Below are 13,900 nucleotides of genomic sequence, written 5' to 3' on the forward strand. Positions count from 1 at the left end.
TACAAATTTCAAAATTTTTGCTACACTCTAAATTCATTCGGATTTGTTCAATTTAACCGCTATGCATTGTCCATTTTGCAACGCTGAAGACAGTAAAGTGATTGACTCACGTCTTGCTGCTGAAGGCTGTCAGATACGCCGCCGCCGTGAATGTATTAGTTGCGGTGAACGTTTTACAACTTTTGAAAGCTATGAAGTGGTGATGCCGCGTGTCATCAAGTCTGATTCAAAGAGTGAACCTTTTGATGAAGCCAAGCTCCGCCGCTCGCTCATGCATGCCTTGCAAAAGCGTCCAGTAACGCAAGAGCAAATTGAAACGGTACTCAGTGATATTCAATTGCAAATTCGCCGTTTGGGTGAACGTGACGTGAAATCACGCACCATTGGTGAAATTGTCATGCAGTCTTTGTTTGCTTTAGATCATGTGGCTTATGTACGTTTTGCTTCTGTGTATCAAGACTTCCAAGATGTAGAAGCTTTTCGTCGTCAAATTGAACAAATGCAGCAGCGTGAGCACTAATGCACATCTGCTTCCATTTTTATCATGAGTGATTACATGTCTGAGTTAGATCAAGTGCCTTTGCAGCAGCATCAACAGTGGATGCGGCGTGCAATTGCATTGGCACAGCAGGGGCAATACAGCACTCGTCCCAATCCCAATGTGGGCTGTGTGATTGTCAAAGACGGTCAATTGGTTGGTGAAGGCTTTCATCCCAAAGCGGGTCAGCCGCATGCCGAAGTCTTTGCAATGCGTGATGCAGGTGAGGCTGCACGTGGCGCAACCGCTTATGTGACTTTAGAGCCTTGCGCACACTATGGACGTACGCCACCTTGTGCCAAAGGTTTGGTAGAAGCAGGTGTTGCTCAAGTCGTTGTAGCATGTCCCGATCCGAATCCATTGGTTGCGGGTAAAGGTGTACAAATCCTACGTGATGCTGGCATTGAAGTGATCACAGGTATTTGTGAAGCAGAAGCGCATCAATTGAACTTGGGCTTTTTAAAAGCCATGGCGACGGGCATGCCTTATGTCCGGCTCAAAGTCGCATCGAGCCTGGATGGGCGTACTGCCATGGCCTCGGGTGAGTCTAAATGGATTACCGGTGCAATGGCGCGACAAGATGTACAGCATTGGCGTGCGATCTCTGGTGCCGTAATCACTGGGATTGAGACAGTATTAGCTGATGATTGCTTACTCAACGTACGTCAACTCGATGATGCTGTTGATATGCGAAGCGTGGTTCAGCCGAAACGTATCGTGCTAGATCGCCAAGGCCGCTTGCCATTAAGCGCAAAAATATTGCAGCAACCTGAAACCGTGATGGTCATGGGGCCATATCGTCAGGAACTTGCTGACTTGGGCGTGGTACAATTTGAAATTCAGCCTTTGGCCGATCTGTTAGCAGCATGCGTTCAACAGTTCCAAATTTATGATGTCCTTGTGGAAGCCGGTGCGACACTTTCGACCGCTTTCTTACAAGAACATTTGATCGATGAAATGATCAGTTATGTTGCACCGACCTTGTTGGGTCAGTCAGCACGTGCGATGTTTAATGCGGAATTTGACCGCATGGCAGAGCAGCTTCGATTTAAGCTGAAAGATGTCACTCAATTGGGTGATGACATTCGCTTAAGGTTAATCCCTTCTCAAGAGACGCTATGAATTCAGAGTCTACGGTTTATCACAAACGTCGTCATGCGGCTCGTACCACAGACGAATATCTTTTCCATCAGTTGGTTCCTTATTTGGGAAACAAACGCCGCCTATTACATCTGATTTTAGAAGCACTTGAGCAAACGGGAACCTTAAAACGCGAAGATGGTCGTGCGCCGATATTTGCAGACTTTTTTGCAGGTTCGGGTGTGGTATCACGGTTGGCTCGTCAAAACGGCTATCGTGTTATTGCCAATGACTGGGAACCCTACAGCCATGCCTTGAACAGCGCGATTCTCTCTTGCGTTGAAGCACCTGCTTTTAAAGAGTTGGGTGGCTATCAGAAAGCGATTGATTATCTGAACCGTTTGCCAGAAGTTAAAGGTTGGGTGACCCATAACTTGTGTCCACGTAATGATGAAATCTACGATCCGGCACGTGACCGTTTATTCTTTAAACGTCGTAATGGTATGCGTATCGATGCGATTCGTCAGCAAATTGCAACTTGGCAGGCTCAAGGCGCGATTGATGATGTGGAAATGAGTGCTTTGTTGGCACCGTTATTGTATTCAGCAAGTTTTGTCAGCAATACCAGCGGTGTATTTAAAAGCTTTCATCATGGTTGGGGTGGTAAAACCCAAGCGGCATTAGATCGTATCGGTTCATTGTTATGGCTGACCCCAAGTCGTTTTTGTGAAATTGGTGATCCGAAAAAACCCGCCGCGGAAATGTGGTGTGTCGACGCACAGCATTTGGCTAATCAAATGAGTGGCTTTGAAGTAGATGTGGCTTATCTCGATCCACCATATAACCAGCACGCTTACAGCAGTAACTACCATGTGTTGAATGCCTTAACGTTATGGGATCAGGTGGATTTACCAACACCAGACACCAAAGGCTTTAAGAGCGGAATCGATCGTGCATGGCGTAAAGAACGTCCAAGTCCATATAATTCTTCGAAGCATGCGAAAGAAGCTTATGAAAAATTATTAGAAACCATCAATGCACGTTACATCCTGACGAGCTATTCAACCGATGGTAATATCAGCGCCACAGATTTGTTACAAGCCAATTTAAAACGTGGCCGAGTAAGCTTATTGACGCAAGATGTACCACGTTACCGCGTGAGTAAGCAGCGTCAGTCTGAACGTGCACGCGTACTAGAGTTTATTGTCATCACGGATACGCATGCCAAATCAGGTCCACCGATCCGTCAGTTGTTGAGTCAATTGCACCATTTTGCAGAATTGGGTGGTGTCGATACCTCTGGTGTGAGTACGCAACTTGATTTGTGGTAAAAATCATCGCCCCATATTTTTCAGGGATTGAACATGTTTACAGGCATTATTGAAAGTCTAGGTAAAGTTGAAAGCATTCAAAACGTGGGTGGCGATGTCCGCTTGCGTATCCAGACAGATTTAGACATGTCGGATGTGCATTTGGGAGATTCTATTGCCACCAATGGCATTTGCTTAACCGTGATTGACTTTGGTAGCAATTGGTATGCAGCTGATGTATCACGTGAAAGTTTAAATCGGACCACTTTGGAACACTGGAAAGCAGGGCAGGCAGTAAATGTGGAAAAAGCCATGTTGCCGACCACGCGTTTTGGTGGACATATTGTCAGTGGTCATGTCGATGCAGTGGGTGAAATCACTCAAGTTCGTTCAGATGCACGTTCAATTTATTTTGAAGTGACTGCACCGAAAGAAATTGCACGCTATTTAGCAGAAAAAGGCTCTGTGACCGTGGATGGTATTAGCCTGACGATTAACCATTTACGTGGCAATGTGCTGAGCTTAAATTTAATTCCGCACACGGCTGAACGAACCAATATCGGTACGTGGAAAGCTGGGGCTAAAGTGAACTTGGAAGTGGATGTTTTAGCACGTTATATTGAGCGTTTATTGCTCGGAGATAAAGCCGCTGAGACCACAGCGCAATCGAAAATTAGCTTAGATTTTCTCGCTGAAAATGGCTTCTTGAAATAAGTTGATACCGAAGAAAACCAAACAGTCTGATTGAAAAATTAGACTGTTTTTTTATTTTTGGTGATAATGCGTCGCGGAATGACATATATGATGAATAATCAGACAGGTGATAATGATTGATTTCTTACTGAATCTGGAACAGTGGTTACCCATGTTATTGGAAAATTATGGTGTGTGGATTTATGCCATTTTATTTCTGGTGATATTTTCAGAAACGGGTTCAGTATTTATGTTCTTCCTGCCGGGAGACAGCCTGTTGCTTGCCATCGGCGCATTATGTTCAACGACGGAAGTGGTGCATTTACACACCATGGGGCTGATGTTATTTGTCGCATCGGTCTTGGGCTACTGCGTCAATTACTATACGGGCAGCGTGTTAGGCATTAAGTACTTTAATAAGCACACACGTTACTTTAAGCCCGAATATATGGTCAAAACCAATAAATATTTTATGAAGCATGGCGGTAAAACGATTTTAGTCGCACGCTTTGTACCTTTTGTACGTTCTTTTGCGCCTTTTGCCGCTGGGTCTGCGCGCATGAGCCTCGGTACATTTATGTTCTATAACGTGCTGGGTGGTTTTATCTGGATTGGATTATTACTTGGTATTGGTTATTTCCTAGGACATACCGTTTCTGCAGTTGCAGATTTGGTCTAAGCCAAACTTAGACTGAGAAAAAGCCCACTGTTGTGGGCTTTTTTTATGGAGTCGATGACAACTTAGTGTTTTGTAACGGTCACCACATCAAGGGTTTGAAAAATCGAGCTGCGGGGCAGTTGCTGAATGCTAAAACCACCTTTTTCTGATTCACGGCTGAGATACACCGAAATACTATGAAAGTCTGAATGACTCAGCCAAAGATCTTTGGCACGAATGTCCCATTGTTCTCCAGCAGATAGAGAGGATATTTTCTGGGTAATCTGGTGAATGATGTCCATATTGAATTCCCATCTGGATGCATGATTATATCTTTAGGATGCCTGAAGCATTGTGTTTTGAGGGACAATGCTTCAGCCATATGAACATCATGTTGCAAATACATGTCAGTTTAATGACAGTGACCAGATTTCGATGGACGGCTTAAGATGCTTGGGACGATGTAGATTCTGTCGAAAAATTGGAGTTTTCTAAGATATAGTCAATTTCTTCTTGTGCAGCAGCTTTCAATTTTGCACGGAAATCACTGACGGCTATTTCGATTTGCGTTTCTGCCTCAAGTTCCAAACGCACGCGTACACTTTCGAGTTCTGACAACATCTGTCCTTCGCTGACCGATAAGCTTTGGCTTAATCCCGCTAAACCCGTTTCAGGGTTTTTATGATAGCGAGCGGCATAGTGTTGTACTTCACGATCAAGATTATGCTGCATCATGGTGAGCGCTTGCGTTTGTGCAGCAAAGCGTAACTCTTCGTCACGTTTCAGTTGTTCTGCATAGGCTTGTTCAGCTTCACGTTTTTCTTCTAAGGCTTTTTCTAAAGCCAATTGTTTACGAATGCGAGCATCTTCAATCAGCTGTGCTTTCAAATCTGCATAGGCAGACTCAATTTTGTCAAAAGACATTTGCTGTTGCTGTTGGTCATTGACCAGCCATTGTTGAATGTCTGTACTGGGATTGAGTACATCGCAAACGCGACCAAGGTCATCAATAAAGGTCTGACGAATAGCTTCAGGTACTTTTAACCAGCGCTGTTTAAAGTCTGGACCGACATTCAATGCCATGGTGCATCTCCTTGCAAATAGGGTAAAACCAATATCACGTTAAAGTTTATGGGTCTGTGGTTGAACGCCCAAACGTCGATATTGTTTATATTTTTCACGCCCGATAATTTTAGCGGGTTCGTTATTTTCAATAATTTCGATAATGTGACTAAAACTTGCGAACTGTTCAAGTGCTTGATCGTTAAAATTAAACACAATCCAGTCGGCTTGCTCAGGCAATTGGGCAGAAATACAGACCGTTGCCTCGGCTTGGTCGATACCATGGGGAATGAAACCTGTGTGATCGAAACTCCACAGGCGTTCATCAAGTTGTTGCTGTAAGTCTGGGTCAGCACAATGTAGCCAAATACGTACAGGCTGACGCAGAATCTTACGGCATAAACGACAAGTGCTTTCGACTTGTCGTTCAGGACTTTTTTCAAATAAATAAAAGCTAACTTTAGCCATTCGATTGAGCACGATTCGCTAAGAATTGCATTAATAATGGTACAGGACGACCTGTTGCGCCTTTATTTGCACCTGAGTTCCATGCAGTCCCAGCAATGTCTAAATGCGCCCAACGGTATTCACGCGTAAAGCGTTGAAGGAAACATGCAGCTGTTACAGAACCTGCTTTTGGACCACCAATGTTGGCAATATCTGCAAATGGAGAATCAAGTTGTTCTTGATAATCTTCAATCACTGGCATGCGCCATACGCGGTCAAAGCTATGTTGACCCGCAGCAGTCAATTCAGCCGCAAGTTCATCATCAGGGGTGAACATACCGGTAAGGACTGAACCTAATGCCACAACACATGCACCAGTGAGGGTTGCAATATCAATCACCAGTGCAGGGTTAAAGCGTTTTACATAGGTCAAGGTATCGCACAGCACCAAACGACCTTCGGCATCGGTATTTAAAATTTCAACGGTTTGACCGCTCATGGTTGTCACGATGTCGCCCGGGCGAGTGGCATGACCAGACGGCATGTTTTCTGCAGCAGCAATTGCGCCGACCACATGAATCGGTAATTTCGCTTCACACAGCGCACGGATGGTACCCAAAACTGATGCAGAACCGCACATGTCGAATTTCATTTCGTCCATGCCCGCACCTGGTTTAAGTGAGATACCACCAGTATCAAAAGTCACGCCTTTACCAACAAGCACTACAGGGGCTTCTTCACGATTTGAAAGGTATTCGATGGTAATAATACGGCCTGGACGGTCAGAACCTTTACTCACAGCAAGGAAAGCACCCATACCGAGATCAGCCATTTGCTGTTCATCGAGTACAGTCACTTTGAGTTGATCTGGGAATTCAGCTGCAAGTGCTTGAGCTTGTTCGGCTAAATATTCAGGGAAACAGATATTGCCCGGACGGTTACCTAAGTCACGAGTAAAACTTTGACCTGATTGCACTGCAGAAATTAATTCAAGCTGTGCAGTGGTTAATGGACTTTCAGTAGCGATTAAATGGATCTGCTCCAAAACAAATTCATTTTTCTTAGACTTGTATTCATCAAATGCATAAGCCGCTTGCGTCAGGCTAAGTGCAAATAAATAATGTTGTTCTTGTGGTAGAGCAGAGATATCGACACTGATCTGTTTGAATTTTTTTTGTGACGCTTTAATAATGGTTTGTGCAATTTTTGCAAATTTATTGACCTGTAATTCAGCAACTTTGCCGAGGCCTAAAAGTGCGCTATTGCGACAAGTGGCAATGTTCGCCACCAAAGGCAGGCTTTCATTGAGTGCTGCTTTAAATTGAGTCGCGTCAATTAAATTATCTAAATCATTGATTTGATATGAAGTAGCTGCATTTTTAACGTGCTCAGAATCTACTAATATCAACAAATATTGGCTGGACGCATTCGCTTGGAATGACGTATTAATAGAAAGTTTCATGTGCGGTATTTATGCCTTTTTAAATTTATAAACCATTAAACCATTGAAACATTTATATGAATAGAGTTTCAATGAGCAACAAGGGTATAGGTTTTATATTTTCTACATTCGGGTAAACTAACGCTAGTTTTTATTGGCCCTATTTTTGGAAGAATTAATTTGATTATTCGGCGTTATCTGGTCAAGCAAGTGGTGTCGACATCACTGGTTGTGATTGCCTTATTGACCTTGATCATGATGGGTGGTCGTTTGATCAAGTACTTTGGTGTGGCGGCGCAGGGTCGTTTAGATGCAAGTATTTTATTTAGCATCATTGGCTACCGTTTGCCTGAGTTTTTAACCTTAATTCTTCCGCTCGGTTTCTTTATTGGTCTGATGTTGGTCTTTGGTCGTCTGTATGTCGATCATGAAATGGCTGTGCTCAATGGTAGCGGCGTCAGTCGAAATCAATTGTCACGCTTATTGGTGCCGATGACTGTGGTCTTTATGGCTGTTCAAGCATTTTTGATGCTGTGGGCGTCGCCTTGGGGCATCCGTCAGTTTGAAGCCTTAACGACTTCACAAGCAGTACGAACAGGCTTTGACTTGGTTCGCCCGAAAGAGTTTATTTCCTCTGGGCCCTATACCATTTATGCAGGGGACTTGTCAGAAGACCGTAAAAACTTAAAAGATATTTTCTTCTATCAGCGCGCAGAAAAAGACGGTAAACCCGATGTCATTATTTTGGCAAAAGAAGCGACCCGCGTCGAAGTGCCCGATGACAATGCCAATGTTGTTGACTTAGTTGAAGGCCGCCGTTACGAAATCTATCCAGGGCAACCGCGTTATTCTCAAGCTGAATTCCAAAGTTATCGTTTACGTTTAGAAAATGATAAAGAAGCAAAATTTGAAAGTACCGAAGTAGAAGCTTTACCAACTTCGAAGTTATGGGATAACCGCCATGATCCTGTGGTTGCCAGCGAACTCGGTTGGCGAATCTTTGTGCCGTTCGCTATTTTGGTGGCGTTATTGCTTGCCACCGCTTTGTCTGAAGTGAGTCCTCGTCAAGGGCGTTACCTGAAACTGTTCCCAGCTTTACTTATTTTTGCCAGTTTAATCGTAGCCTTAATGGCGATCAAAACGCGGATCAGTAAAGATGAAATGGGCATCTGGGCTTATCCACTGGTCTTAGTGATTTACGGTATTGCAGCAGCATTGTTCTCGCGTAAACAAAAATTAGCGCCCAAAATTAAGAAACAAATTCAGCGAGTGAGGTCTTAAAATGTTGGCACGTCGTATAGTTGCAAAACATGTGACCAAAACTACTGCTTTAGCCATGCTTGGTGCGACCGCGGTATTGGCTGGCTTACAAGTGCTTTTTACTTATTTAGGTGAATTGGGCTCGCTGAAAGAAGGCTATAACGCATGGAATGCTTTGCAGTATGTGTTATGGAGTTCACCGAATTATTTATATGAAATTTTACCAATTTCAGCCTTGATTGGAGCGGTACTGGGTTTAGGGACTCTAGCTTCAAACAGTGAATTGATTGTGATGCGTTCGGTCGGCATCAGCCTTTGGCGGATTGTGGGCTGGGTGATTCGTTCGGCACTCATTTTGGTGGTTTTATCCTTTGCATTAAGCGAATGGGTCATTCCCTATACCAATGAACAAGCCAAAAGCGTCAAAAGTCACCGCACTGCGGCTGAACTGGGCGAAGTCAAAGGCTATTGGTCGCGTGAAGGTCAGCGCTTTATTTATATTGACTATGCCAATTCGCAAGGTCAAATTAAAGATGTTCAGGTTATTGATTTTGATGAAAAATATCGTTTGCGAGGCACTTTGGATGCGGAGCAAGGGAATTTTGTCAAAAATGGCTCTTGGTCGCTACAAAATTCAACCCAAGTCGATCTCTTAGCGACGGGTGATGCCGTGGCGAAGCAAAATGCTGAACAGCCGCTTTCATTGGCGTTGCAACCCAAATATGTGCATATGGTTACCATTGACCCTGAAGACCTATCACCGAGTCAATTGGTGAGCTTTATGAGCTATATGCATGAATATAGCCAAGTCCCGAAGACTTACCAATTGGCATTTTGGCAAAAGTTTGGTTCACCCTTTGCTTTAATTGCCTTGGTGGTGATCGCGTGTTCTTTTATTTTTGGACCTTTACGTCAACAGTCGATGGGTTTCCGCTTGGTGATTGCCTTATTTGCTGGACTGGGCTTTTACTACTTACAAGATTTCTTGGGGTATGCAAGTTTGGTGTACGCACCATCGCCTGCATGGTTCGTCTTTATACCGATTATTTTGATGTTTGTAGCGGGTGGCTATCTGCTGCACCGCGCACGTTAAGTGCATGCAAGATTGAGTAAAACAATGTTGATGACCTAGATAAACCATGGTTGTCACATAGAGTCTTCACCGAAAATTCGGTAAGATAGTATGATTAATTTATAAACGAAAGAGTGTTCATTATGACGGATGCAACTGCTGGCAAAATCCCACACGTATTGGTAATTATGGATGGTGTGGGTCATCGCGAAGCGGTCGAGGACAATGCCTTTTTAGCAGCAAAACGACCTAACTTGACTGCAATGCAGGAAAAGCATCCGCATGGATTGATTTCAGGCTCTGGCGAAGACGTTGGTTTACCTGATGGACAAATGGGTAACTCTGAAGTGGGCCACATGAACCTTGGTGCAGGACGTGTGCTGTATCAAGACTTTACTCGTATTACCAAAGATATTCGTACCGGTGCATTCTTTGAACATGATGTTTTAGTTGATGCGGTTGAAAAAGCCAAAGCTGCCAATCGCGCTGTACATATTATGGGCTTATTGTCTGAAGGTGGCGTGCATTCACATGAAGATCACATTGTGGCGATGGCTGAATTGGCATTAAAACGCGGTGCAAAAGTTTATCTTCATGCATTCCTTGATGGTCGTGATACACCGCCAAAAAGTGCACAACCTTCGCTTGAAAAATTAGATGCACTGTTTGCTCAGTATCCGGGTCAAGGTCGTATTGCCACCATGATTGGTCGCTACTTTGCAATGGATCGTGACAACCGTTGGGATCGTGTTGAGCAAGCCTATCGTCTTTTAACTGAAGGTGAAGCAGTGCGTACAGCAGCGACTGCTGTTGAAGGTCTAGAGCAGGCTTATGCTGCTGAAGAATCAGATGAATTTGTGAAAGCGACGCGTATTGGTGATTTAGCACCGATCCAAGATGGTGATAGCGTTGTCTTCATGAACTTCCGTGCTGACCGTGCGCGTGAAATTACCAAAGCTTTTGTGGAAAAAGATTTTGCAGGTTTTGAACGTAAAGTGGTTCCCGCTTTATCAAAATTTGTCATGTTGACACGTTACCAAGCAACAATTGATGCACCTGTGGCTTATATGCCAGAAGCGTTACATAACTCGATTGGTGAATACCTGTCTAATTTGGGTAAAACACAACTGCGTATTGCTGAAACTGAAAAATATGCACACGTGACCTTCTTCTTCAGTGGTGGTCGTGAAGATGAATATCCGGGTGAAAAACGTATTTTGATTCCATCACCAAACGTTGCGACTTATGATTTAAAACCAGAAATGAGTGCTTATGAAGTCACTGATGAATTGGTTGCCGCAATTAATTCAGGTGAGTACGACTTACTGGTGGTGAACTATGCCAATGGTGATATGGTTGGCCATACCGGTGTGTTTGATGCAGCAGTCAAAGCGGTTGAAGCTGTAGACACGTGCTTAGGCCGTGTATATGAAGCTGTGATGGCAAATAAAGGTCACATGCTAGTGACCGCCGATCATGGTAACGTAGAGCAAATGCAGGATTACCAAAGTGGTCAGGTGCATACTCAACATACCACTGAACTTGTGCCATTTATCTATGTTGGTCCGACCAATGCAACAATTGCAGAAGGTGGTGTTTTGGCTGACGTAGCGCCGACAATGTTAACGCTTATGCACATTCCTGTACCAACAGAAATGCAAGGTCGTAACTTGATTACTCTTGAAGCTTAAAATGTAAGGAAGCATGAATGACTAAAGCACACTGGACGTCAGTTGTAAGCCTTACAGCCTTGCTGCTGTGTTCTAGTCATTCGACATGGGGAGCCGATAAAGCAAAGTCGGCTTTCGATGAATTTGATGGCAGCTATGAACAAAGTTATGCCGAAGTACCTGTCGAATCAATCCAACAATTTGTTCAAATCTATGGCATTGTCAAAGAAAATTATGTCGTTGAAAAAAATGACGATGCATTATTCCAACAAGCCATCAAAGGCATGGTCAGTGGTTTAGACCGCTATTCACGATATCTTTCACCTGAAGACTATAAGCAGCTTTTGCAATACACTGAAGGGGATATTGCGAGTGTCGATTTCAATTTGCGCTTTGATGTAGGTTTACAGCAATGGGTCATCACCAATTTAAAGCCTGATGCCGATTCAGCAAAGCTAGGTCTGAAAAATGGCGCGGCGGTGTTTAAAATTGATGATCAAGAACTCAAAAAACTTAATCAAGATCAAGTGCGACACCTGCTCACAGGCAGTATCGGATCGACGCTGAATCTACAGTTGATAACTGCAAGTCAACCGGTTAATTTGGTCAGAAACACTAAAGTTGAAACAGATATAGAATCTAAATTATTAAATAATCAGGTTTTAGTTTTACACGTTAAAGTTTTTCAACAAGATACAGCCAATGAAATAAAGCGTTTGATTGAAAGTCATGGTTCGCGTGTCAAAGCGGTATTGTTTGATTTAAGAAATAACCCTGGGGGGTTACTGTCCGCAGCAGTAGAGTCTGCCGATTTATTTTTGAATCAGGGCATTATTGTGTCGACTCGAAGTCGATCTGAGGGTGACCAACAATTTCAGGCTTTACCAAGTTTTGAATTTCAAAATATGAAAGTCGGCATCTTAATCAACAATCGTTCTGCTTCTGCCGCAGAGGTCTTTACCGCAGCATTAAAAGAGCATAAACGTGCATGGGTAGCGGGTGAGAAAAGTTATGGTAAAGGTGTGGTTCAAAAACTATTTCCATTGAGTAATGGTGCGGCTTTACAAATGACTGTGTCGCAATATCTGACACCGAATGGCAAAATGATTGAAGGAATTGGGGTGCAGCCAGACTATAACTATCCGCTGCAACATGATGCACGTGAAGATCACTATGTCGATCATGTTGCAGAGTTATTGCTGAATCAAAAATAAACAGCAATACGCTGGAAAGCTTTTACTCTTCGTCTTCGGTATCTAAACCGAATTTTTTCAAACGATAGCGCAATGAACGGAATGACATGCCTAATTTTTTTGCGGCAAGGGTTCGGTTCCAGTGGGTGATGTTCAACGCATTCATGAGCACTTCTTTTTCGATATTTTCTAAAAAGAGCTCTAAGCCTTCTTCAGGTAGTTTGCGAGGGACCACGCTTTGTTCGTTGCTGTTTGCACCCAACTGAGCAGAATCATTCGTTGTTGGAGCGGAATTGAACTGAGCACTTGGTTGTCTTAATGGCGCACTTTGCAGATGTTGAAGATCAATTTGATCATCATCGCAGAGGGTCATGGCACGTTCGATAATATTGCGTAGTTCACGAACATTACCCGGATAATATTGGCTGAGTAGGAAACTTTTCGCACGTTCAGTCAGAGGCTTAGTGGCAATTTCCCATTCATGGCTAATTTTTTGAATAAAATGTTGCGCCAATAAGAGGATATCGTCGCCACGTTCACGTAAGGCAGGCAACACTAAATCCATCACATGGATACGGAAAAATAAATCTTGGCGGAATCGACCTTGTTGGACAAGAGCTTCTAAGTCCTGATGACTGGCACTGATCACACGGAAGTCGACATCAATTTCACAGTCTGAACCTACGGGGCGAATACGTTTTTCCTGTACCGCACGTAGCAGTTTAACTTGCATGGCTAAAGGTAATTCGGCAATTTCATCCAGAAATAAGCTACCACCATGTGCAGATTGAATCAGACCTTGCTTGTCTTGGGTGGCACCACTAAAGCTGCCTTTTTTATGGCCAAAAAGTTCACTTTCCATTAACTCGGTCGGAATTGCCCCGCAGTTAATGGCAATAAAGGGCCCTTCATTACGGTTGCTTAAACGGTGAACCAGATTGGCCACGACCTCTTTACCCGTACCAGATTCACCCGTAATAAAAACAGGTGCTTGTGAACGTGCAATTTTCTTTAGAGTTCGACGCAATTGCTGGATTGGAAGTGATTCACCAATCAACATTTTATGTTCTAAAGCATCTTGCGAAGTAATGTCTTCGGCCAAAGGCTTATTCAGGGCTTTTTGTAGCAGTTGTTCAAGATGTTTTGGATTGATCGGTTTGCTGACAAAATCGAATGCTCCCGCCTTTAATGCGGCAATGGCAATGTCCATGTTGCCATAGGCTGTTAGCACAGCAACTGGAAGGGCAGGACAGTGTTCATTTATCCAATCTAAGAGCTGTAGACCATTACCATCGGGTAAGTTGAGATCGGTTAGACAGGCATCGTAGCTATAGGTAGACAAGGCTTTTTTAGCTTCATCGAGGCGATGTGCAACATGCGTTTTAACCCCCATCCTTGATAAAGACATTTGCATCAGCATACATAAGTCTTCTTCGTCATCAACTAATAATACCAGTGGTTGTGAATCCACAGTTT

14 protein-coding genes are annotated in these 13,900 nt (G+C 43.6%); 9 read left to right on the forward strand and 5 right to left on the reverse strand.

Annotation, left to right across the window (positions count from 1 at the left end; all coding sequences use genetic code 11):
• Positions 1–61 precede the first annotated feature (61 nt).
• From nrdR to FTT88_RS05750, 5 genes are all read left to right on the forward strand, one after another.
• Positions 62–520, forward strand: coding sequence for a transcriptional regulator NrdR (gene nrdR / locus FTT88_RS05730; protein ID WP_067763170.1), 459 nt, complete (start codon positions 62–64; stop codon positions 518–520).
• Between the two features lie 36 nt (positions 521–556).
• Positions 557–1,660, forward strand: coding sequence for a bifunctional diaminohydroxyphosphoribosylaminopyrimidine deaminase/5-amino-6-(5-phosphoribosylamino)uracil reductase RibD (gene ribD, locus FTT88_RS05735; protein ID WP_180110449.1), 1,104 nt, complete (start codon positions 557–559; stop codon positions 1,658–1,660).
• Positions 1,657–2,949, forward strand: coding sequence for a DNA adenine methylase (locus FTT88_RS05740; RefSeq protein ID WP_078189462.1), 1,293 nt, complete (start codon positions 1,657–1,659; stop codon positions 2,947–2,949). The genes ribD and FTT88_RS05740 overlap by 4 nt, the downstream gene beginning before the upstream one ends.
• 33 nt (positions 2,950–2,982) lie before the next feature.
• A complete protein-coding gene (locus FTT88_RS05745; protein WP_078192598.1) occupies positions 2,983–3,642 on the forward strand; it encodes a riboflavin synthase in 660 nt (219 codons plus the stop codon).
• A gap of 112 nt (positions 3,643–3,754) precedes the next feature.
• Positions 3,755–4,300: a VTT domain-containing protein gene (locus FTT88_RS05750; protein ID WP_078189460.1), complete on the forward strand. Its 546-nt coding sequence runs from the start codon at positions 3,755–3,757 to the stop codon at positions 4,298–4,300.
• A 62-nt stretch (positions 4,301–4,362) separates the two neighbouring features.
• On the opposite strand, the gene FTT88_RS05755 is transcribed toward FTT88_RS05750, so the two are convergent.
• From FTT88_RS05755 to FTT88_RS05770, 4 genes are all read right to left on the reverse strand, one after another.
• Positions 4,363–4,581, reverse strand: coding sequence for a hypothetical protein (locus tag FTT88_RS05755; RefSeq protein ID WP_180035948.1), 219 nt, complete (start codon positions 4,579–4,581; stop codon positions 4,363–4,365).
• A gap of 142 nt (positions 4,582–4,723) precedes the next feature.
• Positions 4,724–5,362, reverse strand: coding sequence for a hypothetical protein (locus FTT88_RS05760; RefSeq protein WP_180173758.1), 639 nt, complete (start codon positions 5,360–5,362; stop codon positions 4,724–4,726).
• Positions 5,363–5,401: 39 nt separating this feature from the next.
• On the reverse strand, positions 5,402–5,809 hold the full coding sequence (locus tag FTT88_RS05765; protein WP_078189457.1) for a DNA polymerase III subunit chi: 408 nt from the start codon (positions 5,807–5,809) through the stop codon (positions 5,402–5,404).
• Positions 5,802–7,250: a leucyl aminopeptidase gene (locus FTT88_RS05770; RefSeq protein WP_180173759.1), complete on the reverse strand. Its 1,449-nt coding sequence runs from the start codon at positions 7,248–7,250 to the stop codon at positions 5,802–5,804. Before FTT88_RS05770 ends, FTT88_RS05765 begins: the two co-directional genes overlap by 8 nt.
• A gap of 159 nt (positions 7,251–7,409) precedes the next feature.
• On the opposite strand from FTT88_RS05770, the gene lptF reads away from it, so the two are divergent.
• From lptF to FTT88_RS05790, 4 genes are all read left to right on the forward strand, one after another.
• The gene (lptF, locus tag FTT88_RS05775; RefSeq protein WP_180173760.1) at positions 7,410–8,510 is read left to right on the forward strand and encodes an LPS export ABC transporter permease LptF; all 1,101 of its coding nucleotides are present in this window, start codon (positions 7,410–7,412) and stop codon (positions 8,508–8,510) included.
• Between the two features lies 1 nt (position 8,511).
• Positions 8,512–9,582 carry an LPS export ABC transporter permease LptG gene (lptG, locus tag FTT88_RS05780; protein ID WP_078192591.1) on the forward strand — a complete coding sequence of 357 codons (1,071 nt, stop codon included), beginning with the start codon at positions 8,512–8,514 and terminating at the stop codon, positions 9,580–9,582.
• Between the two features lie 122 nt (positions 9,583–9,704).
• Positions 9,705–11,252: a 2,3-bisphosphoglycerate-independent phosphoglycerate mutase gene (gene gpmI / locus FTT88_RS05785; RefSeq protein WP_180064891.1), complete on the forward strand. Its 1,548-nt coding sequence runs from the start codon at positions 9,705–9,707 to the stop codon at positions 11,250–11,252.
• Positions 11,253–11,269: 17 nt separating this feature from the next.
• On the forward strand, positions 11,270–12,445 hold the full coding sequence (locus FTT88_RS05790) for a S41 family peptidase (protein ID WP_180059120.1): 1,176 nt from the start codon (positions 11,270–11,272) through the stop codon (positions 12,443–12,445).
• A gap of 22 nt (positions 12,446–12,467) precedes the next feature.
• Here the strand turns inward: FTT88_RS05790 and FTT88_RS05795 are convergent, their stop codons facing one another.
• On the reverse strand, positions 12,468–13,895 hold the full coding sequence (locus FTT88_RS05795) for a sigma-54 dependent transcriptional regulator (RefSeq protein ID WP_180173761.1): 1,428 nt from the start codon (positions 13,893–13,895) through the stop codon (positions 12,468–12,470).
• Between the last annotated feature and the right edge of the window lie 5 nt (positions 13,896–13,900).

The organism is Acinetobacter sp. YH01024, from assembly GCF_013420195.1.
Classification (GTDB): domain Bacteria; phylum Pseudomonadota; class Gammaproteobacteria; order Pseudomonadales; family Moraxellaceae; genus Acinetobacter; species Acinetobacter amyesii.

Coding starts and splice junctions, on each gene's coding strand:
- nrdR (WP_067763170.1), top strand. CDS start 62: ATGCATTGTCCATTTTGCAACGCTGAAGACAGTAAAGTGATTGACTCA.
- ribD (WP_180110449.1), top strand. CDS start 557: ATGTCTGAGTTAGATCAAGTGCCTTTGCAGCAGCATCAACAGTGGATG.
- FTT88_RS05740 (WP_078189462.1), top strand. CDS start 1,657: ATGAATTCAGAGTCTACGGTTTATCACAAACGTCGTCATGCGGCTCGT.
- FTT88_RS05745 (WP_078192598.1), top strand. CDS start 2,983: ATGTTTACAGGCATTATTGAAAGTCTAGGTAAAGTTGAAAGCATTCAA.
- FTT88_RS05750 (WP_078189460.1), top strand. CDS start 3,755: ATGATTGATTTCTTACTGAATCTGGAACAGTGGTTACCCATGTTATTG.
- FTT88_RS05755 (WP_180035948.1), bottom strand. CDS start 4,581: ATGGACATCATTCACCAGATTACCCAGAAAATATCCTCTCTATCTGCT.
- FTT88_RS05760 (WP_180173758.1), bottom strand. CDS start 5,362: ATGGCATTGAATGTCGGTCCAGACTTTAAACAGCGCTGGTTAAAAGTA.
- FTT88_RS05765 (WP_078189457.1), bottom strand. CDS start 5,809: ATGGCTAAAGTTAGCTTTTATTTATTTGAAAAAAGTCCTGAACGACAA.
- FTT88_RS05770 (WP_180173759.1), bottom strand. CDS start 7,250: ATGAAACTTTCTATTAATACGTCATTCCAAGCGAATGCGTCCAGCCAA.
- lptG (WP_078192591.1), top strand. CDS start 8,512: ATGTTGGCACGTCGTATAGTTGCAAAACATGTGACCAAAACTACTGCT.
- gpmI (WP_180064891.1), top strand. CDS start 9,705: ATGACGGATGCAACTGCTGGCAAAATCCCACACGTATTGGTAATTATG.
- FTT88_RS05790 (WP_180059120.1), top strand. CDS start 11,270: ATGACTAAAGCACACTGGACGTCAGTTGTAAGCCTTACAGCCTTGCTG.